Source organism: Streptomyces sp. SAS_272, from assembly GCF_052543235.1.
In genome coordinates, this window is record NZ_JBMNDR010000091.1 from 12,240 (window position 1) to 37,735 (window position 25,496).

A 25,496-nucleotide genomic window follows, 5' to 3' on the forward strand; every position below is an offset into this window, starting at 1 on the left:
GCCGCCCGCCCGCGCCCGCCTCGAGCCCCGACAGGCCCAGCCCGGCCGCCCCGCCTCACTCCGCCCCGCCCTGCCCCCTGTCTCACTCCGCCCCGCCCCGCACAGGAGATCACCGATGAACAGCCCCACCGCCGCCGTCCCCACCAGCGGGGCCGAGCTGCGCGCCGCCCTCGAAGAGCCCCTGCCCCTGGACCGGGTGGACCTCGCCGACCTCGACAACTTCGCCGACGGCCTCACCCCGTGGCGGATGTTCCACACCCTGCGCCACCAGGACCCGGTCCACTGGCAGCCCGAGGAGGCCCCCAACTCCGGCTTCTGGGCGGTCACCCGGCACGCCGACATCGCCCGCGTCGACCGCGACGCCGAGACCTTCACCTCCACCCGCTTCGTCAACCTGGAGGAGGTCGACGACGACCAGATCAAGAAGCGCGCCTCGATCCTGGAGATGGACGGCGTCCGCCACCGCGCCCTGCGCAGCGTCATCCAGCGCCAGTTCGGCGCCGGCGTCATCAACAGCTACAGCGACTTCCTGCGCGGCCTGACCGCGAAGACCCTGGACGCGGCGCTGGCCAAGGGCTCGTTCGACTTCGTCGCCGACGTCTCCGCCGACTTCCCCATCAACGTGCTCGCCCGGCTCCTCGACGTGCCGCCGGAGGACAACCAGCAACTCATCGACTGGGGCAACCGCATCATCGGCAACACCGACCCCGACTACGCCGACGTGCTCCTGCACAGTGCGGAGAGCGAGAAGTACCGCGACCTGCCGTTCCGTTCGCCCGCCTCGCTCGAGGTCTTCGAGTACGGCCGCGAGCTGGCCCGGCAGCGGCGCGGCGGCGACGGCCACGACCTGGTGTCCAAGCTCGTCAACACCGTCCCGCGCGACGGGGTCCCGCTCTCCGCGCAGGACTTCGACAACTACTTCCTGCTGCTGGTGGTGGCCGGCAACGAGACCACCCGCCACACCATCTCCCACTCCATGCTGGCCCTGCTCCAGCACCCCGAGCAGCTCGCCCGGCTGCGGGACGACCCCTCGCTGATCCCGACGGCGGTCGAGGAGTTCCTTCGCTGGGCCTCACCGGTGTACCACTTCCGGCGCACCGCCACCCGGGACGTCGAACTCGGCGGCAAGCAGGTCAGGGAGGGCGACAAGGTCGTCATGTGGTACGCCTCCGGCAACCGCGACGAGGCCGTCTTCGGCAACCCGTACGACTTCGACGTCGCCCGGACGCACAACGACCACGTCACCTTCGGCAAGGGCAGCCCCCACCTGTGCCTGGGCAACCTCCTCGCCCGCACCGAGATCCGCATCATGTTCGAGGAGCTCATCCCGCGGATCGCCGACATCCGGCTGGCCGGCGACGTCCCCCGGGTCCGCTCCAACTTCGTCAACGGCATCAAGAAGCTCCCGGTCGAGGTCACCCTGGCCTGAGCGCGGGCTCACGGCCGCCCGGTGGGGCGGATGAGGAGGAGGGCGATGTCGTCGCTGCGGGGCGCGGAGCGACGGGAGTGCTGGATGAGCGCATCGGCGAGGGCGTCCAGGGTGCCCGGCCCGGCCCGCTCCAGCCGGCGGGCGAGGGCGGCGACGGCGTCCCCGAGGTCCACCCCGGGCGCCTCGACGAGCCCGTCGGTGTAGAAGGCCAGCACCGAGCCGGGCGGCAGCGGGACCTCGGTGGACGAGTAGGGCACGTCGGGATCGATGCCCAGCAGCAGCCCCGGCGGCAGCTGCAGGACCTCGGTGCGGCCGTCGGGGTGGCGCAGCAGCGGGGGCGGGTGCCCGGCGGTGGCCAGGCAGGCGCGCTGCCCGGTGAGGTCGATGTGGGCGTACAGACAGCTGGTGAACAGCCCGGGGTCGAGATCGGTGAGCAGGCGGTTGGTGCGGGCGAGGACCTCGTCCGGGGGCGCGCCCGCGGTGGCGTGGACGGCGGTGCGGACCTGCCCCATCAGGGCGGCGGCCGTCATGTTGTGGCCCTGGACGTCGCCGATGGCCGCGGCGGCGGTGGTGGCGTCGAGGCGGATCAGATCGTAGAAGTCGCCGCCGACGTCCATGCCGCGTGTCGCGGGGAGGTAGCGGGCGGCCACCTCCAGGCCGGGGACGCCGGGCAGGGCGTGGGGCAGCAGGGCGGCCTGCAGGTCGTGCGCGAGCTGGTGCTTGTTGTCGTACAGGCGGGCGCGGTCGAGGGCCTGCGCGATCAGCCCGGCGGTGGAGGTGAGGACGGCGCGTTCCTCGGTGGCGAAGACGCGGGGCCGGTCGTAGGCGAGCACCAGGGAACCGACCGGGTGGCCGGAGGTGATCAGCGGCAGGAAGGCCCAGGCCCCCATGCCGTCCTGCAGCACCGCGGGCGGATAGGCGTGCTTGAGCTCGGCGAAGTCGCCGAAGAAGGCGGGCACGCCCGTCGTCAGGGTGCGTACGGCCGGGGTGGCGGAGGTGAGCGGTTCGGCGTCGAAGCGTTCCATGACGTCCGCGGAATAGCCGCGGTAGCCGATGATCCGCAGCCTGCCGTCCTCGGCGGTCATCAGGGCGAGCGCCACCGCGCCGAAGGCGGGCAGCATCTGGTCGGCGACCTGGTCGACCACGTCCCGGACGCCGATCGCCTCGGTGAGCGTGGCGGCCAGATGCATCAGGTGGTACAGGGTGGCGGCCCGCCCGGGGGAGGCGGACGCGCCCGCGTCCGGTCGGGGCGGGTCGGAGACCGGCGCGTGGGTGTGGGCCGAATGGGTGGGCGCGATGTGCACGCTGATGCCCGAGGCGTCCGGGGTGAGCCGGAACGACAGCCACCGGTCCGGGGGGCGCCGGGCCGTGAAGGACACCGGCTCCCGGCTGAGCACGGCCGCCCGGTAGGCGTCCTCGGCGGTCGGCTCGTCCAGCCAGGGCAGGGCCTCCCACGGCTTCGTGCCGAGCAGGGCCTCGACGCCGGCGCCGAGCAGCTCGGCGGCCCTGGTGCTGACGAAGGCGATACGGCCGTCCACGCCCAGTGAGCAGCAGCCGCCGGGGAGGCGCTCGACGAAGTCGACCGCCGCCTGTGCCTCGTCCGGTCCCGTGGTGCGGGCCCGCAGCGGCGGCAGCATCAGCGGTTCCGCGCCGGGCCGCACCGGCCGCCCCGCCTCGGCGGCGTGCCGCAGGATCAGGCCCAGCCGGTGACACGCGCCGGTGATGGCCTCGCGCTCGTGCGGGTTCAGCTCCGGCGGGTGCGAGGCGGGCCAGTGCAGCACCAGCCCGCCCCAGACGTCGGCGCCGGTGGCCACGGCGGCGGCGGCCAGCGCGAAGCGGTACGGCACGACGAGCGCCAGCCGCGGGTAACGGCGCGCCATCTCCTCCTGCCCGCCCACCCACACCAGGCGCCGCTCCCGCACGGCGTCGGAGACCGGCGAGACGGCGTCCAGCACCACTCGCGCCCAGGGCATGGAGATCTCCCACGGGGTACCGCCCAGCGCGGTCAGCCGCAGGACCGGCTCGTCCTCCTGCAGCAGATAGACGGCGGTCACGGAGGCGCCGGTCCGCCGCGCGAGTTCGGCCAGCACCGGCTCCAGCAGCTCCGGACCGGAACCGGCACGGTGGTCTTCGGCGGCAGCGTCCGCCACGTTCTCACCTTCCCCGGAACGCAGGGCCAGGGAGCGCGGTCAGGAGTGACTCCCTCACTACCGGACACTACGCCCCCCGCACGCGCCGGTCTCGCAGTGCGCGAGCGCCTAGGCCGGGGGCGAGGCCGGCGGGATCGCCGGATCGGCCGGATCGGGTCAGGGCGGCCGCCTGGAACCACGACCGCGCTCACCGCGTGCGGCCGCCGGGCAGGGGCGCGTCCGGTCTGACGCATCGCCTCCAGGCGCTGTGTCCTGTATCACTCGTCTCAGGGTGAGTGGCGGGCCGGGGTGTCGTGCGTACCCATCCATGACGAGCGGAACCCGGATGCGAGGATGAGGCCGTCATGACTGCTGGGTGGGGTGCGCGCACGGTACGCGCCGCGGTGTTCGCGGCCGTCTGTGTGCTGCTCGCTGCCCTCGGACACGTACTCATGTCGGGCTCCGCCGTGCCGTGGTGGACGATGTCCGCCGGCTTCGCCGCCACGAGCGCCGTCGGCTGGACCCTCGCGGGCCGGGAACGCGGACTCCCGCTGGTGGTGTCCGTCGTGGTCGTCGCGCAGGGGGCGCTGCACTCGGCCTTCTCCTGGGCCCGGCCCGCGGCGCCGGCGTCCGTGGACGCCTCCGCGGTACAGGACATGAGCGGCATGTCGACGGGCTCGGTGGGCTCGACGTCCGCCGGTTCGATGTCCGCGGGCTCGACGTCCATGGACGCGATGGACATGGGTTCCATGGGGTCCATGGGGTCCCCGCACATGGGGCATGCGGCGCACGCCGAGCACCTCGGGCACATGGTGCACTCCGCCGACGGCATGTCGTCGCTGGGCATGCTCGCCGCCCACACGCTGGCCGCCCTGCTGACCGGCCTGTGGCTGGCCCACGGCGAACGGGCCGCCTTCCGGCTCCTGCGCGCCGTCGCCGGCCGGCTTGCCGCGCCGCTGTTCCTGCCGCTCGCGGCCCTGCCCGTCCCACCGCGCCGGCCCCGTCTGCGGCCGACGCGCGAGCGCGCCGAGCGGATCCCGCGGCTGACGCTCACCCACACGATCATCTCTCGGGGGCCTCCGGCCGGGACCGCTGTCGTCTGAGACAGCCGGTTTCCCGAAGCCGTCCTGCCGGCGCCGCGTTCGTCGCGTCCGTCGGCTCCGGGGCTTCGGGCACGGGACGTGCACACGTCGTACGTCCCCCTCCCCATCCCCCTCCCGTCCCGGGACTTTCCGCAGCGGCGGACCTCACCCCGTGCACGCTCCCTCCGGGCGCCTGCCCGGGTGCTGTGTGCGCCGTGCCGCGTCACGGCGCGTCACGTTGCGTCACGGTGCGTCGCCTCGCGTCGAATCGTCCCGGACCACCCGAGAAGGACATCAGGTGATCACTCCTGTCCTCCCCCTGTCGTCCGAACAGCGCGACACGGGGCGCACGGCGTCCGATCAGCACCTCACGACGCCGCCGCCCGACGACGCGGCCACCGGCTGGGCCCTCGCCGCCCGCACCGGCGATCCCGACGCCGTCGACCGGTTCGTGCGGGCCCTGCACCCGGACGTCGTCCGCTACGTCACGTACCTCTCCGCCGACCGTCAGCTGGCCGACGACCTCGCGCAGGACACGTTCCTGCGGGCGCTCGGCAGCCTGCACCGGTTCGAGGGGCGCTCCTCGGCGCGCACCTGGCTGCTGTCCATCGCGCGGCGCACGGTCGTCGACAGCCTGCGCCACGCGGTCGCGCGGCCGCGGCGGGCCGACGTGGACGACTGGACGATCTGGGCCGAGCGCGCCCAGCCCGGCGGACTGCCCGGCTTCGACGACGGCGTGGCCCTGCTCGACCTGCTGGACGCGCTGCCCGCCGAGCGCCGGGAGGCGTTCGTCCTCACGCAACTGGCGGGCCTGCCCTATGCGGAGGCCGCCGAGGCCGGCGGCTGCCCCGTCGGGACGATCCGCTCGCGGGTGGCCCGGGCCCGCGCGACCCTCGTCGGCCTCCTCGAAGAAGCCGAGGGGGGCGCGGGGGCCGCGGGGGTCCAGGGAGGCGACGGGGTCGAGGTCCTTACCGCCGTCGCCGCCTGACGCGAAGTCCCGGCCCCAGAGGCCCGGCTTCCGAAGCCCCGGCCCCCGCAGTCCCAGTCCCCGAAGCCCCGGTCCCGTCCGGCGCCGGGGGCGTCGGGCCGGGGGCGCCGGAACGTCCGTGCGCCCCCGCGGGGTCCGGGCGTTCCGGCAGGTCCGGTCGACGTCCGGCCCGTGGGTGTTTGGCACACTGTCCGGACCCCGGTGAAAGAGGTCCCGCATGTCGATGGTCGGCCACCTGCGCAAAGTCGCGAACCTGGCGCGGCGCAGCCGACGGCGCGTTGACCTCAGCCATCCGGCGCGCTCCCCGCTCGGCTCGACGGTCGTCAACTGCGTCGTCTACCGCGACGGAGTCCGCCGACCGCCGAGCGACTCCGTGGAGGAGGCCGTGCGGTACGCCCGCAAGCACCGGGGCGGATTCGTCTGGCTGGGCCTGCACGAACCGAGCGCGGAGGAATTCGCCGGAGCCGCGGAGCTCTTCGGTCTGCATCCGCTCGCCGCCGAGGACGCCGTCCAAGCCCACCAGCGCCCCAAGGTCGAGCAGTACGGCGACGTGCTGTTCGCCGTGTTCAACACCGTGACGTACGTCGAACACGCCGAACTGACCGCGACCAGCGAGGTCGTCGACACCGGGTCGATCATGGTCTTCACCGGCCCCGACTTCGTCGTCACCGTCCGCCACGGCCGGCACGGCTCCCTCGGACCCCTGCGGGAGGACCTCGAGGCGGACCCGCAGCAACTGGCCAAGGGCCCCTCCGCCGTCCTGCACGCCATCGCCGACCACGTCGTCGACGACTACGTCACCGTCGCGGACGCGGTCCACAACGACATCGAGCAGGCCGAGACCGACGTCTTCTCGCCGCTCAGCCCCCGAACCGCCGACGCCGGCCGGATCTACCAGCTCAAACGCGAACTCCTCGAGTTCAAGCGCGCCGTCGTCCCGCTCACCCGCCCCCTCGACCGGCTCGCCACCGATCCGAGGAGCTGCGTCGACCCGGAGATACAGACGTACTTCCGCAACGTCGCCGGCCATCTCCTGCGCGTCACCGAACAGATCGCCGCCTTCGACGCCCTGCTCGACTCGATCCTCCAGGCCCACCTGGCGCAGGTCACCGTCGCCCAGAACGAGGACATGCGCAAGATCACCGCCTGGGCCGCGATCATCGCCGTGCCCACCATGGTGTGCGGCGTCTACGGGATGAACTTCGACCACATGCCCGAGCTGCGCTGGCGCTTCGGCTACCCCCTCGCCCTCGCCGTCATGGCCGCCGCCTGTGTCGTCATCCACCGCGGCTTCAAACGCAACGGTTGGCTCTAGGGAGTCGTGAGCCGCGGGGTCGTCCACGTGGGTCGACGCACCCGGCTCCTCGCCGTCACCGGGGCCGCCCGGCGCGCGTGGTCGGGGTTTCCCGGCGGCGCTCAGCGTGCGGGGGCCGGGGCGCGGACGCGGCGGCAGGGGGCGTCGGGGATGTAGGCGCGCCGCGCCTTGCGGAACCGGGTCAGGCCGCCTTGCGGAAGACGAGCACCTCCGTGGAGGCGACGCCCAGGGGCGCCACGAAGCTCGCCTCCAGGCTGCAGCCGAGCGTCGCGAAGAGGTCCACGCACACGCTGCGAGGCATCGCGGCCGGGAAGGACCCGTGCCCCGTCCCGCCCTGCGTCGCCCAGGTGCGCACCGCGGCCGGGTCCAGGCAGGTCTCGGTCATGACGTCGAAGACGATCCGGCCACCGGGCCGCGTGACACGGGCCATCTCGAAGAAGTAGCGGGCGGCGCAGAGGAAGGTCACGGTGTTGAAGACCTTGTGCGCCTGGACGAGGTCGACGCTCCCGTCGGGAGTCGGCGCGAGGCTGGACCCCTCGGTCGGCAGGGCGATCACGCCGAACGTGCTCACCAGGTAGTCGGCCCACGGCGCTGCCGTCTCGTAGATCTCGTAGCGGTCCGGCGAACACTCCTTCAGCGTCTTCTCCAGATACCGTCCGGACCCGGGTCCGATCTCCAGCACCGTCTTCGGGCCGTCGGCGAAGACGCCGTGAGCGCGTAGTTCGTCGATCGTGGACTGGGTGGCTCCCGGCGTCCCGTTCATGACCGTGTCGATGTGGTCGCCGACCGACATGCCGGCCGCCCGTGCGGCCCGCATCGTCGCCTCGAACGGGATGAAGTCGTCGACGCCCCCCAGGTTGTTGCTGCTGCGCACGATGTCGAATCCCGTACGGCCCAACAGCCGCTTGGCTCCCGACTTCCATGCCGACGTGCTCTTGCCTGCTGCGCTCATCAGGCATCTCCCCAGGTCGTTGCCACCCTGGCTGTCAGCATAGGATTTTCGGACTCCGGCGCGCAGCGAGACGGCGAATTCGCTGCTCCGGCGAGAGGCCGTGCCACCGGCGACCGCCGGCCCGCCTCACGGGTGTTCGGCGGTCGGCCGAGCGGAACCCCGCTCACCCACGCTGACCAGTCCGCTCTCGTAGGCGGCGATGACGGCCTGGACGCGGTCGCGCAGTTGCAGCTTGCCGAGGACGCGCGAGACGTGGGTCTTGACGGTGGTCTCGGCCAGGTGCAGACGACCGGCGACCTCGGCGTTGCTCAGCCCCCGTGCCACCAGACCCAGGACTTCGCGTTCGCGCGAGGTCAGCGAGGCCAGGTCGCGGTGGATCGTGGTGCTCTCGGTCCCTTGTCGCGTGAACCGCTCGACGAGCCGACGGGTGACGGCAGGTGCGAGCAGGGCGTCGCCGGAGCGGACCGTGCGGACGGCGGAGATCAGCTGCTCGGGGGTGACGTCCTTGAGGAGGAAGCCGCTGGCGCCGGCGGACAGCGCCGCGTAGACGTACCTGTCGAGGTCGAAGGTGGTCAGGATGATCACCCGGGGTTCGCCCGGAACGCCGGTGAGGATGCGGCGGGTGGCCTCCAGGCCGTCCATCTCCGGCATGCGGACGTCCATCAGCACCACGTCGGGCCGGGTACGCCGGACCGCGTCGACGGCTTCGGACCCGTCGGTGGCCTCGGCGACCACCTCGATGCCGTCGGAGCGCAGGATCATCCGGAAGCCGGTACGGACGAGGGTCTGGTCGTCGGCGAGCACCACACGGGGCGGCGGGTCGGTCACGGTGCCTCCAGGGGAATGAGCGCCTCGACACGGTAGCCGCCCGTGAGCCGCCGTCCGGTGTCCAGGGTTCCGTCGTACACGGACAGCCGCTCGCGCAGCCCGAGCAGTCCGCGGCCGTCGCCGGCGACCGCGCCCGGGCCGGGAACACCGCCGGTGTCGCAGACCTCCACGCGCAGCAGGTCGGGGGAGTACTCGACACGGACGCTCGCCCGCGCCCCGGACGCGTGTTTCACCGTGTTGGTCAGCGCCTCCTGGACCACGCGGTAGACGGTGAGCCCGACGCCGGGCGGTACGGGGCGGGCCACGCCGGTGACCTCGAGGCCGACCGGAAGACCGGTGTCACGGACCCGCCCGACGAGCGTCGGAAGCTGCTCGAGTCCGGGCTGCGGGGCCAGGTCCCCGGCGCGGTCCGCACCCTGACCGCCGCCGTCCATGGTGAGCAGCCCCATGACGTGACGCAGATCGGTCATCGCGGCCCGTCCGCTCGCCTCGACGGCCAGCAGCGCCTCGTCGGCCTCGTCCGGGACGGCCCTCATGACCCTGCGGGCGGCGCCGGCCTGGATGACCATGACGCTGACGTTGTGGGTGACGACGTCGTGCAGTTCGCGGGCGATCCTGGCGCGTTCCTCGGCGACGGCACGGCGCAGCGCGGCGGCCTGCTCGTTTTCCACGGCGGTCAGCCGTGCGCGGCCCTCGTCGGTGCGCACCCGCCAGGTCCGCAGGCCGTTGGCGACCATCGCCAGCGGCCCGAGGATCCACAGGACCACGTACTCGTTCGGGACGATGCCCGGCTGGTACGGGTAGACGTGCGTGGTCGAGGAGCCCGACGTGTAGACCAGCAGGACCGCCGTCGGCAGGGCCACCAGGGTGGGAACCCTGTACGGGCTGTAGGCGGCGGCGCTGTAGACGGCGACGACGAGGGGGTAGAAGGTCAGCCGGGCGACGTCCTGCGGGGTGAGCAGTGCGAGGCAGGTGACCGCGCAGAGCACGGCGAGGGGGAAGCGGCGGCGCATCACCAGCGCGCCGGAGGTGACGAGCGCGAGAGCGCTCAGGGCGATCGCGGCAGGCGTGCCCGCCGGGTGGATCGCCCTCCCCACGCCGGGGAGGATCTCGCGGACCTGGTTGTCCGAGACGTCGACGGCGTAGTACACGGTGGTGACGGCGAACACCGCCGCCACCGCCAGGTCGAACTGCCGTCCGCGCAGGGTGAGGCGCGGCGCGGGCCCGGTCGGGAGCAGCGCACGGCGGGCTGCCCCACGGACCCGGTCCACCGCGGTCGTCTCGTTCGTCACCGGCACATTCTCACCGTTGCCCCGCCCCCGTGGGATCCGTCCCGGAGATCACATCCGGCGCGGCTCCTACGCCGGTCGCCTACTTCTCAGGGAGGACCCGGCAGGCCCTCGTTCCCACGGAGGACCGCGAACGGCTCCGACGAAGGACGCGGGCCGCCCCGGACGCCCGCCCGGCGTCCGGGGCGTCGAACGCGTGGAAGCAAGGAGCCCTTCATGCGGGAACCACGGAGGCACCAGGCAGACTCTGCGTGTTGTAGTCCCTTCGCACCTAAGGATGAGCACGCATGATCACCCTCACCAAGGAAGACGGCCCGGCCGACCTGGACGGCGTCACCCGCCTGTCCATCGGGGTCTCCTGGGATCCCACCGCCGGCAGCAGCGGCGGAGTGCTGGGCAAGCTGCGCCGCAAGACCGGCACCGACCTCGACCTGATCGCCGTCGCGATGCAGGGCACGGACCCGGTGCGCCTCGCGGGTCTCGACTCGCTCGACCCGATGGGCAACGGCTCGCTGGTGCACAGCGGTGACAACCAGACCGGGCACGGGGACGGGGACGACGAGACGGTGACCGTCGAGTTCGCCCGGATACCGGCCAACATCACGTCGATCGTGTTCGTCGCCGCGGCCTACAAGAAGGGCAGCTCCTTCCAGAAGGCGCGCAACATCAGCTTCAAGGTCTACGACGCGACCGGCGGCAATTCCCAGCAGGTCGCCGACATCTGGCCGAGCCTGCTCACCCAGGACAACGGCTGCGCCGTGGCGAAGGCCGTGCGGGTCGGCGGCAGTTGGAAGCTCGAGGTGATCAACGTGACGGGCAAGGTCAAGCAGGGCGACGAACACGCCCTGATGCGTTTCGCCGTCAGCAAGTAGCGGTGTGCAGGCGGGTTCTGTCGAGCCGAGCGCGTGAACGGAGGCAAGGGTGAACCAGGTGCTGTACGGCGAACGGTCGTGGAACCCGCTCGCGCGGACCGTTGACCTGACCGAGGATCACGTGCGCCGGGGCGGCAGGACCACCCCGCTGGGCGAACTGAACCTCGCGGCCATGGCCGAGGCGTTCCGGCGCGGGCACTGGCTCGGAGGCGGCGGGACGGAGCGCCCGCTCGAGCGGTTGGCCGAGGGCGCGGGGGTGGTGCCGGTGACCCGCGTCACGGGGGCCGCCGTACCGGTGCGGGTGCGGCAGGCCGCCGAGTTCGCCCGCAGTCTGGGAGAGCTGGCGGTGCGGCAGTGCGGTGGGCCCGCCCAGGTGGCGGCCCTGGCCGACCGGGCCCGTGCCGAGGAGGTACCGCTCTGGATCGCACGGCGCTTCGCACCGGGCCCGGCCGGCCCGATAACCGTCGCCGTGGACCGGCGGCTGGTGCGCGTGGACGTCTGGGGGCCGCACGCTCCCGTCGTGCGGATCCGGGCGCCTGACGGCTTCGGGCCCCACGTCACCGGAGAGTCGGCCGGCCTGCGGCTGACGGTCGGCGGCGTCACGGCGGAGCTCGTGCTGAAGAAGAAGCTGCGCAGGTCCAGGAGTCACGTTCAGGCGCGACTGCCCGGGCAGTGCTGGGTGCTGCGGCGTGAGGACGCGCTGACGTCGCGGCTGCTGCGCGACGAGCGGTGTGTCGCCATGCTGACGAGGCCCCCGCGCCGACCGGCGTCCGAGCCGGGCGCGGTACTGCTGCCGCTGACCCCCGTGCGGTACGAGAGCCCCGATCCGCTGGACGCCGTCATGGCGCAGGCCTTCGCCGTCGCCTTCGGGCTCGGCGACACGACGGGCTCGGCGCGGTTCCGGCCGGAGCGGCGGGCGGCGGCCGGGAGCGAGCCCGTCGCCTCCGACGAAGGCTGGGACCGCCCCTGGTTCACCAACCTCGGCAAGGGGAGCGACGACAACGAAGCCGGCGGCGGCGACGGCTGGGGCGCGGACGGCGGAGACGGCGGCGGAGGCGACAGCGGGGGTGACGGCGGGGGCGGCGGCGGGGGCGGCGGGGGTGACTAGGCGAGGGACGCGGCGTGGAAACGGAACGGCGCCCTGGCGACACCGCCCGCGAGGTGCCTGCGCACTCTCGCCGACGGTGTCCATCCATGGTGACGGTTACTCAGTTGAGCGTCCACTTCTGGTTGTTCTGACCGTTGCAGGTCCACAGGAGCAGCTTGGTGCCGTTGGCGGTCGCCGCGTTCGAGGCGTCGAGGCACAGGCCCGAGAGGTTGTTGGTGAGGGTGCCGTCGGCGTGGGCCGTCCACTTCTGGTTGGTGCCGCCGGTGCAGTCCCAGATGATGACCTTGGTGCCGTTGGCGGTGCCGCTGTTGTCGGCGTCCAGGCACTTGTCGCCGTAGACGACCAGTTCTCCGCGCGAGGTCTGGGCGAAGGTCTCGTTGCGTCCGCCGGAGCAGTCCCAGAGCTGCGCCTGGGTGGCGTTGACATAGGTGTTCTTGTCGATGTCCACGCAGCGGTGGGAAGCGGATCCGACCAGGGCGACACCGTCGGTGCCGGGGATGCCCTGAACGCGTAGGGCGTCGATGTCCGGGGCGGCGCCGCCGGGGACCGCGGCGAACTTCACGGTGTTCGCGCCCTTGGCCAGGTGTGCGAGCACGGACACGGTGCGGTAGGCGGTGGCCGAGCCGGTCGGCGGGAAGGCCACCGCATACGAGAACTGGCCGTTGACCTGGACGGTGGCCTTGCGGGCCGTGCCGCCGCCGTTGGCGTAGGTGATGTCGACCAGCTTGGTGCCCGCCGTGGCGGCGGTGACGCCGGCGAAGGTCGGGGCGGTGGCGGCGGTGGTGTCCTCGAAGGTGGCGCCCGCCGCCTCGGTGCCGGAGACGGTCAGCAGCACCGCGTCGTTGGCGGGGACGGACGTGGTGTACCCGGTGGCGAACGAACCGGCGGCGGTGCGGGTCCAGGCGTTGCGCACGGCGGCCGAGGCGCCGGTCAGGCCGAGGTCGGCCCAGCGGACGGTGATGTCCGCGGCGGAGCCGGTGCGGTTGAACAGCATCACCGCCCGCCTGCCGGTACCCGACAGCACCTTGCCGTACACCTGCAGATTGCGCGTGTCCTCGGCGACCTTGACGCCCTGCAGTCCGCGCGGGTCCTGGTCGACGGCGAGGACCTCGGGGTTGGTGAGGATGTCACGGGTCTCCGCGCTCATCGTGGCCAGGTTGTTGCCGGCCAGCAGCGGGGCGCCCGCGATCGACCACAGGCTCATGTGCAGCCGGTTGCGCTGGGCGGTCATGCCGCTCAGGCCGACCATCATCATGTCGGGGTCGTTGTAGTAGCCGGTGTGCTGGGCCGCGGGCTGCAGGGCCTGGTCGAAGTTGCGGTACATCTTCGTCAGCCCCGGCGTCTCCTTGTAGAGGAGGACGTCGTCGCTGGTGCGCCACAGGTCGCCGTGTCCGGTCGCCCAGTTCCAGGGCAGTCCGCTGCCCCACTCGCAGAAGGACAGCACCAGGCTGCGGCCGGTGACCGCCGAGGCGGCCTCGTTCGCGGCGGCGATCTGCTTGTACTGGGTCTCCTGGTTCAGCCCCTCCACCCGGCCGCCGCACCAGTCGATCTTGACGTAGTCGAAGCCCCAGCGCTGGAAGGTCTCCAGGTCCTGCTGGTAGTGGCCCTCCATTCCGGTGCCGGGGGCGGCGGGGCGGGTGGTGGGGTAGTAGAAGCCGCAGCCCTGCTTGCCCGCGTCGGTGTAGATGCCGGCCTTCAGGCCCTTGCCGTGGATGTAGTCGGCGATCGCCTTCATGCCGCCGGGCCACAGGTTCTCGTCGACGACGATGGCGCCGTTCGCGTCGCGCGCGCCCTGCCACCAGCCGTCGTCGAGGTTGACGTACTTGTAGCCGGCCGCGGCCATGCCGGAGGAGACGACAGCGTCGGCCTGCTGTTTGATCGCAGTGGAATCGATGCTGCTGAAGAACGCGTTCCAGGACGCCCAGCCCATCGGCGGGGGTGTGACGTCGATCTGGCTGGTGCTCACGGCGACCGGTTCGGCGGGCAGGGACGCCGGCGGCTCTTGCCGGTCGAGGGTCGCCAGACCCACGACGGCGAGTCCGACGGCGAGGGTCTGCGCGGTGACGCGTCTGACCCATTGACGGGCAGGGGTAGCGGGCATGCGACTCTTCCTTCTGTCCGGCATCTCGGACGGAGTTCGAGGATTCGGTCAGAAGGTAGAGGTGGGGCTGTGGGGGGTCAATGGTTTTGTCGTTTCGCGTTGGGTTTTGTGTGACCGCCGGGTCGGAGCCTGTCACGGTGTCGCCGAAGGAGGATTCGCGAGGCCGGCCGCAGGCTGCCGCCGGTGCCTCACCGCGCCCGGCGTTCCCCCGCTTTTCGATCGTCGCGGGGCCGCCCAGGTGACGGCCATGGGCCGGAAGGGGCAGTGCCCGGGCCCGGTGGCGCATTCCCTCCTATCGTGGAGCCGCACAGTGACGGGCGGCACCGAGGCGGGCAGCACATGAGGGAACCGCGGATCGACTACGCGGCCGTGTTCCGGGCCCTCCCCGGCATGGTGGCTCTGCTGACCCCCGACCTGGTGTACGCCGACGCCAACGAGGACTTCCTCCGGTTGGCCGGGCGCACCCGCGAGCAGCTGCTGGGCCGCTACATGTTCGACGTCTTCCCCGAGAACCCCAACGACGCGGCCGCGGCCGGCATGCGCGAGACCCAGGCGTCGATGATGCGGGTGGTGGACACCGCAGAGCGCGACACCATGGCGTTGCTGCGCTACGACATCGAGGACCGCGCGCGGCCCGGCCACTGGGTGGAGCACTTCTGGAGCCCGGTCAACGCCCCCGTGCTGGGCCCGGACGGGGACGTGGTGCTGATCGTGCACCGGGTGGAGGAGGTCACCGAACTCATCCGCGCCCGCGGCGGCGCAGGCAGCGACAGCAGCCGGGCGCGCGTGCTCGAGGCCGAGCTGTACACCCGTGCCCGCGAACTCCAGGACGTGAACGAACGTCTGCGCCGGGCCCACGCGCACGACCGCGAGGTCGCGCTGGCTCTGCAGGCGGCGATGCTGCCCGCCCCGACGCCGGTCGGACACCACAGGGCGGCCGTCCGTTACCGTCCCGCGGTCGGCACCCTCAACGTGTGCGGCGACTGGTACGACCTGGTCGACCTGCCCGGTGACCGCATCGCGGTCGCCGTCGGCGACGTCGTGGGCCACGGCCTGCGGGCGGCCGGCGTGATGGGGCAGCTGCGCAGCGCGCTGAGCGCGGCCGCCCGGGTCGCCGACGGCCCCGCCCGGGCCGTGGAGGCCCTCGGGCTGTACGCCCGCCACGTCGACGGCGCCGAGTCGAGCACCGTGGTGAAGACCTTCATCGACTGGGCCACCCACACCCTCACGTACAGCAGCGCGGGCCACCCGCCACCCGCCCTGCTCGACCCGGACGGCACCGTGACCTTCCTCGACCGGGCGACCGACCCGCCGCTCGGCGCGCGCCCCGAGCACGTCCCGCGGCCGCAGGCCAGTACGCCCTTCGCGGAGGGCGCCACGCTGGTCCTGTACACCGACGGACTGATCGAGCGTCGCCACGAGGACATCGACGTCGGACTCGCCCGTCTCGCCGACTCCCTCGTCCGCCACGGGCAGTCCGACCCCGAGGCTCTGGCCGACGCGCTCCTGGCCGACCTGCTGCCCCCCACCGGCACCACCGACGACACCGCGCTGGTCGTCCTGCGCCTGTGACCCTGCCCTGCTGCGTCGCGTCGTCAGCGGCTGCTGCGGGGCAGCAGCCGCTCACGACAGACGAAGCGGACGTCGCGGTCGAGGCAGAACCGGGCAGGATGTCGCGCCGGCCTCCCGTCGCAGCCGGGTCGCTCCGGCCCTTTGCCTCAGTCCTCCCGCCGCACGACGCACAGGGCCCAGATGACGAAGGCGTACAACGCGATCAGGGTGAGCGACCAGACGGGGTAGTACGGGATCGACAGGAAGTTCGCGATGAGCAGCAGTCCCGCGATGCCGACCGCCACGACCCGTGCCCACGTGGCACGCGAGAAGAGGCCGACGCTCACTGCCATGGCGATCACTCCGAGGACCAGCTGGATCCAGCCCCAGCTCGTCAGGTCGAACTTGAAGACGTAGTTCGGGGTGGAGACGAACACGTCGTCGTCGGCGATGGCCATGATGCCCCGGAAGAGATCGAGGACACCGGCGATGAACAGCATGACGGCGGCGAACGTCACCAGCCCGCCTGCCCCCGCATGGGCAGATTCCGAGCGGTGGTGAGTCGTGGTCGTGCTCATGGTGGATTCCTCACTTCCTCGGTGAGATGCAACGCCCAGCGCTGTCTCTTCGAGCCTGAGGGCGTCCGGGCGACGCGTGATCACCCGTTGCGGGTGAAGTCGGCGAACGGCGTCGAGGAGCGTCGCGCCGGGCCGGGCCCAGGGGGCGTTCGTGTGTTCACGGCGGCGCCGCGGCCGGCCAGGAACGCGAAATCACCCTCTGCGGGCGATGCCGCTGCAGGCGAAGACGGGTCGACTTCACTTGCCCCCTGCTGTGCCCCCTCCTGCGAGTCGAGGACCCGTACATGACCCGATCGGTTCCTTCCCGCGACGGACGTTCGGCGGGCCGTGACGCGCGGCTGTCCGGGTCGCCCCGCCGTCAGGCGTTGCTCGCGGGTCTGCGGACGGTCATGACGGCGACCGGACTCGTCGTGGGGTACTACCTGCTGCCCATGGACTCGGGGTTCTCGGGTGCTTCGGCCGTCGGTGTCGTGGTGGGTCTGCTGGGCATGCTGGCGCTCTTCGCGTGGCAGATCCGTACGATCGCCTGTTCCCCGTCCCCCCGTCTGCGGGCCGTCGAGGCGCTGTCCACCACTGTTCCGCTCTTCCTGCTGCTCTTCTCGGGCGCCTATTTCCTGCTCGAGCGCGGCACGCCCGGCAGCTTCAGCGAGCCCCTCACGAGGACCGACTCGCTGTACTTCACCCTCACCGTGTTCAGCACGGTCGGCTTCGGCGACATCACCGCCGTCACGCAGACGGCGCGCGTCCTCACGATGGTGCAGATGGTGGGGAACATCCTGCTCGTCGGAGTGGCCGCCAAGGTGGTGGCAAGCGCGGTGCGGACCGGTCTGCACCGGAGGGAGAAAGGAGAGACGGGAGGGAGAGGAGAGCCGGGGGAGCCGGAAGGGCAGGGAGAGAGGGGAGACCCGGGAGACCCGGGAGAGCCGGGAGGCCCGGGAGGCCCGGGAGGCCCGGGAGGCCCGGGAGGCCCGGGAGGCCCGGGAGGCCCGGGGGAGATGCCAGAGAAAGGCCGGTGACGGGAAGACGCGTGTCCGCCGGTCAGCCGAAGAACACCTCGAACTCGTCGTACAGCGACGGATCGACGCGCTTGGTCCTCGCCGTGGCCTCGGCGAGGGGGACGCGGACGATCCGGGTGCCCTGCAGGGCGACCATGACGCCGAAGTCGCCGTCCTTGACGGCGTCGATGGCGTGCAGCCCGAAGCGTGTGGCCAGCCAGCGGTCGAACGCGCTCGGGGTGCCCCCGCGCTGAACGTGCCCCAGCACCGTGGTGCGGGCGTCCTTGCCGGTGCGCTCCGAGATCTCACGAGCCAGCCACTCGCCGACGCCGGACAGCCGTGCGTGGCCGAACTCGTCGCGCGAGTGGTCCTTGAGGACCACCTGCCCCTCCTTCGGGGCTGCTCCCTCGGCGACCACGACGATCGGCGCGTAGTTGATCCTGAATCTGTTCGTCACCTGCTCACAGACCTGCTCGATGTCGAAGGGCCGCTCCGGGACGAGGATCACATTGCCGCCGCCCGCGATGCCGGCGTGCAGGGCGATCCACCCGGAGTGGCGCCCCATGACCTCCACCACCAGGGCGCGCATGTGGGACTCGGCGGTGGTGTGGAGACGGTCGATGGCCTCGGTCGCGATATTGACCGCGGTGTCGAAGCCGAAGGTGTAGTCGGTGCCGTAGACGTCGTTGTCGATGGTCTTGGGCACGCCGACCAGGGGGATTCCCTGACGGCTCAGTTCGGTCGCCACGCCGAGCGTGTCCTCGCCGCCGATCACGACGAGCGCGTCCACGTCGTGCGCGGCAAGCGTGTCCTGGACGCGTCGTAGCCCGTCCTCGTGGGTGAACGGGTTGGTGCGCGAGGAGCCGAGGATGGTTCCGCCGCGGGGGAGGATCCCCCGCACCCTGGCGATGTCCAGCGGCAGGACGACATCCCGGAGCAAGCCGAGCCAGCCGTCGCGCAACCCGACGAAGTCGAAGCCGTACGCGTCGACGCCTTTGCGGACGACACTGCGGATCACGGCGTTCAGGCCGGGGCAGTCACCACCGCCGGTCAGCACTCCGACCCTCATGGGCTTTCTCCCATCCGCTGGACGGCGCCCGCAGCCGCGACCTGCGCGGCGATCGGCACCGCTGCCGGGAACATGGATCGCCTGCTTCCAGCGTCCTCCCGTTCGCCCCGCAGTGGCCACCCGGCGGGCGGGTCGTCCGACGGCAGGCCGTGACGGGCGGATCTCGGAAGGTCCGCCCGCCGGCGGTGCTCAGCACGGGGCGCGCCCGTTCACTGCCGTCGTCCGCCGTGGTACCGCTCGGCGAGGCGGGCGAGCGCGACGGCCGCGAGGAGGAGGCCGAAGTCGCGCAGCGCGATGTCGTAGTGGTCGGGGATGGTCAGGAGGTTGACGATGATGCCGCCCAGCCAGCCGGCGACCAGCCATGCTCCGAAGCGGGGAGCGAAGGCCACGGCGATGCCGGCCGCGATTTCGATCGCGCCCACGGCGTACATGGCGGCCTGGGCGCTCCCGGGGACGAGGTCGTCGATCCACGGCGCGAGGTAGGCGGGCCAGTCCACGAGCAGATTGGCGAACTTGTCCAGCCCGAACACGATCGGCGCCACCGTGAAGGCGGTGCGAAGGATCATGAACGCCTGGTATCCCGGATCGGCGAGCAGGCCGCGCCGCGCGGGGGCGGGCGTGGTGCCTGTGGTGACGGAGGACATGACGACCAGTCCTTCTATAGACAACTCTCATTGTTTATAGAAGCTCGGAACTCTTCTTTAGTCAATGGCCGTGGGTTTTACACTGGTGTTCGTGAACGAGCCGAAGGAAGCACGCGACGCCGACGTCTCCGCGATCGCCGCTCTGGACGAGCCGACTCGCCGAAGGCTGTACGACCATGTGGTGCGCCAGCCGGGCCCCGTCGGCCGGGACGAGGCGGCGGCCGCGCTGGGGCTGGCCCGCCAGACCGCGGCGTTCCACCTCGACCGTCTCGCCGACGAGTCCCTCCTCGACGTGGTCTATGAGCGGCGCAGCGGGCGGGCGGGTCCGGGTGCGGGCCGTCCGGCCAAGCTGTACCGGCGCTCGGCGAAACAGATAGCGGTCACCCTGCCGGACCGGCGCTACGAGCTTGCCGGGCGACTGCTCGCCCAGGCCGTGGAGGAATCCGCCGCGACCGGTGAGGCGGTGCAACCGGTGTTGCGGCGCAAGGCCGAAGAGCTCGGTACCCACCTGGGAGCGGCGGGCGGCGCGGTCCTGCTCGATGTCCTGGAGCGGTACGGATTCGAGCCCGGCCACGAGGAGGGGGCGCTCGTACTGGGCAACTGCCCCTTCCACGCCCTGGCCCGCGACCACACGGAGACGGTCTGCGCCATGAACCTGCACCTGCTGCGCGGTGTCCTGCACGGCCTGGGGGAGCTCGGGTACACGGCCGTTCTTGCGCCCGGCCCGGGTCGGTGCTGTGTCCGCCTGGAGCCTGCCGCCTGAACGGACGGCCGGCGGCGGGAAGCCGACCGACCCCTGCCCCGGCGCGGTGGACGTCCGGAAGAGGATGAGAGGGAGGAACGATGCACCGGGCCATGGGTCCGTCGAACTCGCCCGGGACGGCGACGTCCGTCCCTCTCGGGGCAGTCACGCCACGGCGTTCAGCAAGTCGGCCAGTACGTCGGGACGTTCCAGGGCGATGAAGTGGCCGGCCTTCGGCACCTGAGTGAAGTCGGCGGCCGGCAGCAGTCGCCGGTCGGCCTGCCGGTCCGACGGCCTGGACCAGTCGTTCTCGCCGTAGACGAGGTGGACGGGGGCCTTGACCTCGGCGTAGCGGGAGCGGGCCGCGATGAGGCTGGGCAGGGCCTGGTACACGCCCCGGGCGACGGTCGGGTAACCGGGGCGGCCGCCCACCCGGAGGAGTTCGTCCACGTAGTCCTCCCGCAGTGCGCTTCTGTCGCCGAGGCCGCCCCGCAGGATCGCGCTGAGGACGGGCCTGGGTTCCACCCCGGCGATCACCGGGCCCACTCCGGGCGTGAGGACGCCGCTGACCACCGCGCGGGCGAGGAGGGAGGACCGGGCGATCCCGCCGCGGAAGTCGTACGTGTTGACCGCGACGACGCGCCGGACGCGCTCGGGCAGGTCGGCCGCCGTGGTCAGGGCGAGCACCGCCCCCATGGACTCGCCGGCCAACGTGACGTCGTGGAGGTCGAGTTCGGCCAGGAGCCGCTCGACGCCCGCACGCATGGCCGGTTCGTCGTACGACGCCCCGGGCACGATCTCGGAGTAGCCCATCCCCGGCAGATCCAGGGCGTACACGGTGTAGTGGTCCGAGATCAGCGGGATCAGGTGGCGGAAGTGCTCGGCCTGGGTGCGCACGGTGTGCAGCAGCACCAGCGGGGAACCGGCGCCCGCCTTGAGATAGCGCAGGGTTCCCTCGTGGCCGTGGCGTCCTGTGCGCGGGGGGATGGTGTGGCTGGTGGTCCCGGGGATGTGGATCGTGGGACGAAGGTCCTGGGTGGGCATGTCGCCGTCTCCCTGTGCGAAGGGGCTTACTCGGCCAACTGGGGGTACAGCGCTGCGAGGTCGCCGGCGAGGCCTGCCTTGACCTGGCGCGAGACATCGTCGGCGAGGACCTCGTGGACGTCCTTCTCGATGCCGTCGAGGGCGAGTGCGGCGACGTCCCGGGGGTCCGACTTGGGTGCGTCGACGCCGGCTGCGAGGTCGGTGTCGACGTATCCCACGTGCAGTCCGGTGACGTTGATCCCGCGCGGCTGCAGTTCCAGGCGCAGGGAGTTGGTCTGCGACCACAATGCAGCCTTGGAGGCGCTGTAGGAGCCGCCCAGTGCGATCCACGAGAGCACGGAGTGCACGTTGAGGAGGTGGCCGCCGCCGTTGCGCTCGATCACCGGCGCCAACGCCCGGGTGAGCAGCAGCGGTCCGTAGAAGTTGGTCTCGAACTCCCGGCGCACGTCGTCGACCGGGGAGTCGAGGAAGGACGCGCCGACCGAGGCGCCGGCGTTGTTGATCAGCACGGTGATGTCCTGTGCCTGTGCGGCGGCGGCCGCCACTGAGGCCGGGTCGGTCACTTCCAGCGCCACGGGCACGGCGTCGGGGTGCGTCACGCTGCGCGGGTCACGGGCCGTGGCGTAGACCTTGCCGGCGCCGCGTGCGTAGAGCTCCTCCACCAAGGCCTTGCCGATGCCCCGGCTGCCGCCGGTGACGAGGACGTTCGCGCCCTTCAGAGCGGTCATGACTGCCTCCGCAGATTGGGAAACTGATCGGTTTCCACCACAGTAAACTGATCGGTTTCCCGAAGCAAGCGCCCCGAGGGATTCATCTGTGCGCCCGAGTGGCCGGTCGGGTGTGATCTCCGGCCTGTGCGGGCTTCGGCCTCGCCCGCCTCGCCCCGCCGCTCCCGGCCCGTGGCGTCGGCGGGGGGCGAGCCGGTGATCGCCCGTTGAAGCTGAACGCGCCGGGGGTGCGCGGCCGCTCGCCGCCGGAGCGCCGTCCTGCTCGACGCGGCGGACATGCTCTGACGCTTCGCGCTCACGGACGGTCCCGGCGCGGGGCGCGTGCAGTTCGGGCACTCGGGCGGGAACCGAGTCGATCACTTTCTCGGTCAGTGTGGGTGAGCGGCTCGGTCGCCGGGCGGGGCGTCAGCCGGTCGGCCTGATCGGGTGGCCGGCGTCGTGGTCGTTCAGGGGAGGCGCGGGGATGCTTGATTCGCGGACGCAGGACGGGTCGCACCTTTCTGCGCCGGGCTGCGGCTGGTATCTGGCGGCGCCTGCTCTGTCTGCCGTCGGCGTGTACGGCGGCACGGCGTGGACGGTTCGATCGTGGGCGGACTGCCCACTGGGGAACGACGTCAGCAACGACATCGGTCTGCAGATGACGATGCCGGTGGTGTGGCTTTGCATGACCCTGTTGATGCTGCTGACTCAACTCGTACTGCGCAGGCGGCCTCTTCCGGGCGGCCGGGCCGCCATGTGTCTCGCCCTGCTCGCGGCAGCCGTCACGCTGACGCTTCTGTACCGTTTCGGGATGGGCTGGCCTGGTCGTCCGCCTGAGGGGGAATGCATGGAGGGATATCCGCTCTTCCCCTTCACGGGCAAGACCGGCCCGCACGCCGCCGACTAGGGCGGTCCGAACCGCGCCGCCCGGCTGGAAAGCCCACGCCGCGCACGCCGGCCGTCCCTTCCTGATCGGCCACGCGGGCCGCGGCGGCGACCAGGTCGCCGCGACCGGCGATCCTCATATCGGATACAGTGTTGCTGTTATGGCGCTGATGGGATCGGGTGAGGTGTTTCGTGGCGGCGACTGACCCTGTGAGGGCGGGCGCACCTGCTCGGCGTTCACCGGGGCGCCCGCCCGTGCCGTTGGAGCGGATCGTCGCCGCCGCACTGAACATCGTGGACGAGGAGGGCTCCGACGCTCTCTCGATGCGGACGCTGGCACAACGCCTGGGCTCGGGCACGGCGACGCTGTACCGGCACTTCGACAACCGGACGGTGCTGATCGCCCATGTCGTGGACCGCATGTTCGGCAGCGTGGAACTGAACGGCGCAGAGCTCCGCTCGATGGGCTGGCAGCAGGCGCTGGGGACGGTCGCGCACGCCATGTTCGGCGCTCTGGCCCGGCACCGGAACGCGGCGCGCCTGATGGTCGAGCAGATCCCCTTGGGGCCCAACGCGATGGCGCTGCGGGAGCGCTGTGTCGCGGTGCTGCTCGACAGCGGCTTCCCGCCGCGAGTGGCGGCACAGACCTACGCGACCCTGGCACGCTACGTCCTCGGATTCGCCATGCAGGTCGGCGGGCACGGCGGCGCAGGAAGCGACGACACGGGGCAGTCCGCCGTCTTTCGGAGCGTGGATCCGGAGCTGTTCCCGGCGACCGTCGCGGTGGCCGAGTCGATGCCTGTTCCGATCGAGGACGAGTTCTCCTTCGGCCTCGAGCTTCTTCTCAGCGGGCTTGCCCGCCTGCGCGACGACATCTGACCCCGGCGGCGACGGGCAGCCGCCCGGATCACGGCCCTGGTCGCCGGTCTCGCCTCCCCCTGGGCGCCGGTCTCGCCTCCGTTCGGCGCCGCGCCGTGGTGCGGACAGGGGCCCGTCGGCGCGCGGTCCGGGCCGGGAGGCCGGTGCGAGGTGTCAGTCCGGGGGGCCTTCGGGCCCGCGCGGCGGCCCTCGAACCGGAACGGTTGCCGCCCTGCTGGGACATGGTGCGACTCCTGGTTTCTTGGGTTACGGCGTCATCGCCCGCGCGGCGGATCGTGTGGTGGCGAGGAAGTCCCGAGTGGCGATATGCCCGATGTAACCGTCGGGACGGATCAGCAGCAGCGTGTCGCCGGTCAGGCCGTAGCCACGCCGCAGTGTGTTCCCGGGGTCGGAGAGAGCGAGCCCGTCGGCGGCGGCCGCCCCGACGGTCAGCCGCTTCAGCCGGGCGCCGGCCGTCGGCCAGGCGAGCCGTTCGAGGTCCCCGGCGGCGTCGGCGCCGTAGGCGATGGCGGTGAAGTGCGGCCCGCGGAAGACGTCGAACAGCCGGGTCCCGGCCCCGTCGGCGCCGAAGAGCTCCGCGTCCGGTGCGCGGTCGCCCACACGCAGTGTCCCGGTGCGCATCCCTTCGGCGGGGGCGAGCGGGCCGCCGTGGTACGTCAGGCTGAGCTGCTGCTCGTCCTTGCCCCGCTTCATGCTCGACGGGTCGAGCCTGGCGATGCCGCCCCACTTCTTCGTGGACAGCCCGAGGACCGCGGCGGCGATCGGCTGTCTCTCCGCCTCGTAGGTGTCCAGCAGCGCGGGGTTCGCACCGGCGAGGACCTGGCCGAGCTTCCAGCCGAGGTTGTAACCGTCCTGCATGCCGGTGTTCAGGCCCTGGGCGCCGGCCGGGGGGTGAACGTGTGCGGCGTCACCGGCGAGGAGAACGCGTCCTCGGCCATAGCTCTCCGCCAAGCGGATGTTGGGCCGGAACACCGACGTCCAGCGGATGTCGTGCAGTTGAATGCGCCTGTCGTGGGTGTGGTCGTGGATCCGCAGGAGGATGTCGTCCCTCTTCGAAGGCGGTTCCTCGTCCGGCGTGAGACGGATCATCCACTGGAACATGTCGCTGTCGGGGAGCGGGCAGGCGCCGATGAGTCCGCCGCCCGGGCGGGGCCACATGTGCCACCGGTCCCGAGCCAGACCGCTCACCGAGGCGTCGACGATGAGGACTCGGTCGCCGTCGTCCGTCGTCCCGACGAAACCGACGCCGAGCTGCCTGCGCACCACACTGGAACCGCCGTCCGCGCCCACGACGTAGCGGGCGACGATCTCCTCCGTGCCCTGCGTGCCGGCCACCTTGGCGACGACGGTCTCTTCGTCCTGCGTCAGCTCGGTCAGTTCTCGGCCGAACTCGACCGCACGGCCGAGCTCGCTCAGCCGGGCGTGCAGTGCGCGGTCCGTGCGGAACTGGGGGATCAGCCAGGTGTCGGGGTACGGGACGTCCGCGGTCGCCTCCTTGTGGGGGAACATCTTCCACGGCAGCGCGAGCGGTCCCGCGTGGAGACCGAGCTTGGGGTAGGTGCTGCCGCCGGCCAGTACGTCGTCGAGGGCGCCGAGGTCTTCGAGGACCTCGAGGCTGCGGGGCTGGACGCCCTTGGCGCGGGAACCGTCGAAGGCGTGGGGGGATCTGTCGACGATGCGTACGTCGAGTCCCCGGCGTACGAGGTCGATGGCCACGGCGGAGCCCGATGGGCCCGCGCCGACGACCAGGACGTCGATGACGGGTGGGCGGTTCACGAGTCGAGCCTTTCGGTGCGTGCGGCCACGAACGGGACGATCTGAACGGCGACGTCGCGGGGCCGTTCGAAGGGGGCCATGTGGCCGCATTCGGCCGCTCAGACCCGGTCCTTATAATGGATACACTGTTACCGATAATGCAGGGTGTCAAGTGCGAGCCCTCTTGGGGGGTGCGGCGGTGAGGCCGTGGTGAACGCCCCGCCGCCGCCGGTTTCGGGATGCCCCCGCTGCTTGATACGGATCCCGGCGAGCTGCGGGCGGTACCTGGTGCTCTCGTCCGGGGCGGGCTTGCCGAGCTTCGAGGCCGTCAGATGCAGACAGCGGCCCGTAGCGGCCGGTGGCGGACGTGAGCGTGCAGGTCTGAGCGGCTCCGCCCGGGTTGGGTTCGGCGGTGACGGCGCGGGCGGTGGTGCAGGTGCCGGACCCGTCGGGGCGGGTCCGGATCGTGAAGTCGACGGGGAAGCCCGCCGTGCCGCCGCCGACCGCGCCGGGCGTCGTCCCCGGCCCGCGAGCCCGCGAGCCCGCGACCGACC

At 72.0% G+C, this 25,496-nt stretch carries 22 protein-coding genes and 1 pseudogene; 11 read left to right on the forward strand and 12 right to left on the reverse strand.

Annotated elements, in window-relative coordinates:
* Positions 1 to 115: 115 nt before the first annotated feature.
* On the forward strand, positions 116 to 1,429 hold the full coding sequence (locus ACN6LD_RS35150; RefSeq protein WP_319197672.1) for a cytochrome P450: 1,314 nt from the start codon (positions 116 to 118) through the stop codon (positions 1,427 to 1,429).
* An 8-nt stretch (positions 1,430 to 1,437) separates the two neighbouring features.
* On the opposite strand, the gene ACN6LD_RS35155 is transcribed toward ACN6LD_RS35150, so the two are convergent.
* A complete protein-coding gene (locus tag ACN6LD_RS35155) occupies positions 1,438 to 3,579 on the reverse strand; it encodes a SpoIIE family protein phosphatase (RefSeq protein ID WP_319197670.1) in 2,142 nt (713 codons plus the stop codon).
* Positions 3,580 to 3,923: 344 nt separating this feature from the next.
* Between ACN6LD_RS35155 and ACN6LD_RS35160 the strand changes: the two genes are divergently transcribed.
* From ACN6LD_RS35160 to ACN6LD_RS35170, 3 genes are all read left to right on the forward strand, one after another.
* Positions 3,924 to 4,661: a hypothetical protein gene (locus tag ACN6LD_RS35160; RefSeq protein ID WP_445045284.1), complete on the forward strand. Its 738-nt coding sequence runs from the start codon at positions 3,924 to 3,926 to the stop codon at positions 4,659 to 4,661.
* Between the two features lie 277 nt (positions 4,662 to 4,938).
* On the forward strand, positions 4,939 to 5,628 hold the full coding sequence (locus tag ACN6LD_RS35165) for a sigma-70 family RNA polymerase sigma factor (protein WP_445045285.1): 690 nt from the start codon (positions 4,939 to 4,941) through the stop codon (positions 5,626 to 5,628).
* Positions 5,629 to 5,845: 217 nt separating this feature from the next.
* Positions 5,846 to 6,943, forward strand: a complete 1,098-nt coding sequence (locus ACN6LD_RS35170; protein ID WP_319197408.1) for a magnesium and cobalt transport protein CorA — start codon at positions 5,846 to 5,848, stop codon at positions 6,941 to 6,943.
* A gap of 181 nt (positions 6,944 to 7,124) precedes the next feature.
* Here ACN6LD_RS35170 and ACN6LD_RS35175 read toward each other — a convergent pair whose 3' ends face one another.
* The 3 genes from ACN6LD_RS35175 to ACN6LD_RS35185 form a co-directional block, all read right to left on the reverse strand.
* Positions 7,125 to 7,895, reverse strand: coding sequence for a methyltransferase domain-containing protein (locus ACN6LD_RS35175; RefSeq protein ID WP_445045286.1), 771 nt, complete (start codon positions 7,893 to 7,895; stop codon positions 7,125 to 7,127).
* 126 nt (positions 7,896 to 8,021) lie between these two features.
* A complete protein-coding gene (locus ACN6LD_RS35180) occupies positions 8,022 to 8,657 on the reverse strand; it encodes a response regulator (protein WP_445045295.1) in 636 nt (211 codons plus the stop codon).
* A gap of 62 nt (positions 8,658 to 8,719) precedes the next feature.
* A complete protein-coding gene (locus tag ACN6LD_RS35185; RefSeq protein ID WP_319197413.1) occupies positions 8,720 to 10,015 on the reverse strand; it encodes a sensor histidine kinase in 1,296 nt (431 codons plus the stop codon).
* Positions 10,016 to 10,299: 284 nt separating this feature from the next.
* Here ACN6LD_RS35185 and ACN6LD_RS35190 point away from each other — a divergent pair, with 284 nt between their 5' ends.
* Both ACN6LD_RS35190 and ACN6LD_RS35195 read left to right on the forward strand, forming a co-directional pair.
* Positions 10,300 to 10,884 (forward strand): TerD family protein, encoded by a 585-nt coding sequence (locus ACN6LD_RS35190; protein WP_319197415.1) that lies wholly within the window; start codon positions 10,300 to 10,302, stop codon positions 10,882 to 10,884.
* A 49-nt stretch (positions 10,885 to 10,933) separates the two neighbouring features.
* Positions 10,934 to 11,992, forward strand: coding sequence for a hypothetical protein (locus ACN6LD_RS35195; protein WP_445045287.1), 1,059 nt, complete (start codon positions 10,934 to 10,936; stop codon positions 11,990 to 11,992).
* Positions 11,993 to 12,092: 100 nt separating this feature from the next.
* Here the strand turns inward: ACN6LD_RS35195 and ACN6LD_RS35200 are convergent, their stop codons facing one another.
* Entirely contained in the window at positions 12,093 to 14,093 is a 2,001-nt protein-coding gene (locus tag ACN6LD_RS35200) for a ricin-type beta-trefoil lectin domain protein (RefSeq protein ID WP_445045288.1), read from the reverse strand.
* A gap of 339 nt (positions 14,094 to 14,432) precedes the next feature.
* On the opposite strand from ACN6LD_RS35200, the gene ACN6LD_RS35205 reads away from it, so the two are divergent.
* Positions 14,433 to 15,665, forward strand: a complete 1,233-nt coding sequence (locus ACN6LD_RS35205; protein ID WP_319189904.1) for a PP2C family protein-serine/threonine phosphatase — start codon at positions 14,433 to 14,435, stop codon at positions 15,663 to 15,665.
* Between the two features lie 146 nt (positions 15,666 to 15,811).
* Here the strand turns inward: ACN6LD_RS35205 and ACN6LD_RS35210 are convergent, their stop codons facing one another.
* The gene (locus ACN6LD_RS35210; RefSeq protein ID WP_266715773.1) at positions 15,812 to 16,222 is read right to left on the reverse strand and encodes a DUF7144 family membrane protein; all 411 of its coding nucleotides are present in this window, start codon (positions 16,220 to 16,222) and stop codon (positions 15,812 to 15,814) included.
* Between the two features lie 284 nt (positions 16,223 to 16,506).
* Between ACN6LD_RS35210 and ACN6LD_RS35215 the strand changes: the two genes are divergently transcribed.
* Positions 16,507 to 17,238 (forward strand): potassium channel family protein, encoded by a 732-nt coding sequence (locus ACN6LD_RS35215; RefSeq protein WP_445045289.1) that lies wholly within the window; start codon positions 16,507 to 16,509, stop codon positions 17,236 to 17,238.
* Positions 17,239 to 17,260: 22 nt separating this feature from the next.
* On the opposite strand, the gene ACN6LD_RS35220 is transcribed toward ACN6LD_RS35215, so the two are convergent.
* Both ACN6LD_RS35220 and ACN6LD_RS35225 read right to left on the reverse strand, forming a co-directional pair.
* Positions 17,261 to 18,286 carry a 6-phosphofructokinase gene (locus tag ACN6LD_RS35220; RefSeq protein ID WP_319189909.1) on the reverse strand — a complete coding sequence of 342 codons (1,026 nt, stop codon included), beginning with the start codon at positions 18,284 to 18,286 and terminating at the stop codon, positions 17,261 to 17,263.
* A 209-nt stretch (positions 18,287 to 18,495) separates the two neighbouring features.
* Positions 18,496 to 18,930 carry a hypothetical protein gene (locus tag ACN6LD_RS35225; RefSeq protein WP_319189911.1) on the reverse strand — a complete coding sequence of 145 codons (435 nt, stop codon included), beginning with the start codon at positions 18,928 to 18,930 and terminating at the stop codon, positions 18,496 to 18,498.
* An 85-nt stretch (positions 18,931 to 19,015) separates the two neighbouring features.
* Here ACN6LD_RS35225 and ACN6LD_RS35230 point away from each other — a divergent pair, with 85 nt between their 5' ends.
* Positions 19,016 to 19,693, forward strand: a complete 678-nt coding sequence (locus ACN6LD_RS35230) for a helix-turn-helix transcriptional regulator (RefSeq protein WP_445045296.1) — start codon at positions 19,016 to 19,018, stop codon at positions 19,691 to 19,693.
* 144 nt (positions 19,694 to 19,837) lie between these two features.
* Here the strand turns inward: ACN6LD_RS35230 and ACN6LD_RS35235 are convergent, their stop codons facing one another.
* Positions 19,838 to 20,716: an alpha/beta fold hydrolase gene (locus tag ACN6LD_RS35235; RefSeq protein ID WP_445045290.1), complete on the reverse strand. Its 879-nt coding sequence runs from the start codon at positions 20,714 to 20,716 to the stop codon at positions 19,838 to 19,840.
* 26 nt (positions 20,717 to 20,742) lie between these two features.
* A complete protein-coding gene (locus tag ACN6LD_RS35240) occupies positions 20,743 to 21,444 on the reverse strand; it encodes an SDR family oxidoreductase (RefSeq protein ID WP_445045291.1) in 702 nt (233 codons plus the stop codon).
* A gap of 463 nt (positions 21,445 to 21,907) precedes the next feature.
* Here ACN6LD_RS35240 and ACN6LD_RS35245 point away from each other — a divergent pair, with 463 nt between their 5' ends.
* Positions 21,908 to 22,330: a hypothetical protein gene (locus ACN6LD_RS35245; RefSeq protein WP_445045292.1), complete on the forward strand. Its 423-nt coding sequence runs from the start codon at positions 21,908 to 21,910 to the stop codon at positions 22,328 to 22,330.
* Positions 22,331 to 22,563: 233 nt separating this feature from the next.
* Complete coding sequence (locus tag ACN6LD_RS35250) at positions 22,564 to 23,187, forward strand: TetR/AcrR family transcriptional regulator (protein ID WP_445045293.1); 624 nt, start codon at positions 22,564 to 22,566, stop codon at positions 23,185 to 23,187.
* Positions 23,188 to 23,433: 246 nt separating this feature from the next.
* On the opposite strand, the gene ACN6LD_RS35255 is transcribed toward ACN6LD_RS35250, so the two are convergent.
* A complete protein-coding gene (locus tag ACN6LD_RS35255; RefSeq protein WP_445045294.1) occupies positions 23,434 to 24,963 on the reverse strand; it encodes an FAD-dependent oxidoreductase in 1,530 nt (509 codons plus the stop codon).
* A pseudogene (locus ACN6LD_RS35260) lies at positions 24,960 to 25,055 on the reverse strand (alpha/beta fold hydrolase); the annotation flags it as partial. The gene ACN6LD_RS35255 and the pseudogene ACN6LD_RS35260, both read right to left, overlap by 4 nt.
* Between the last annotated feature and the right edge of the window lie 441 nt (positions 25,056 to 25,496).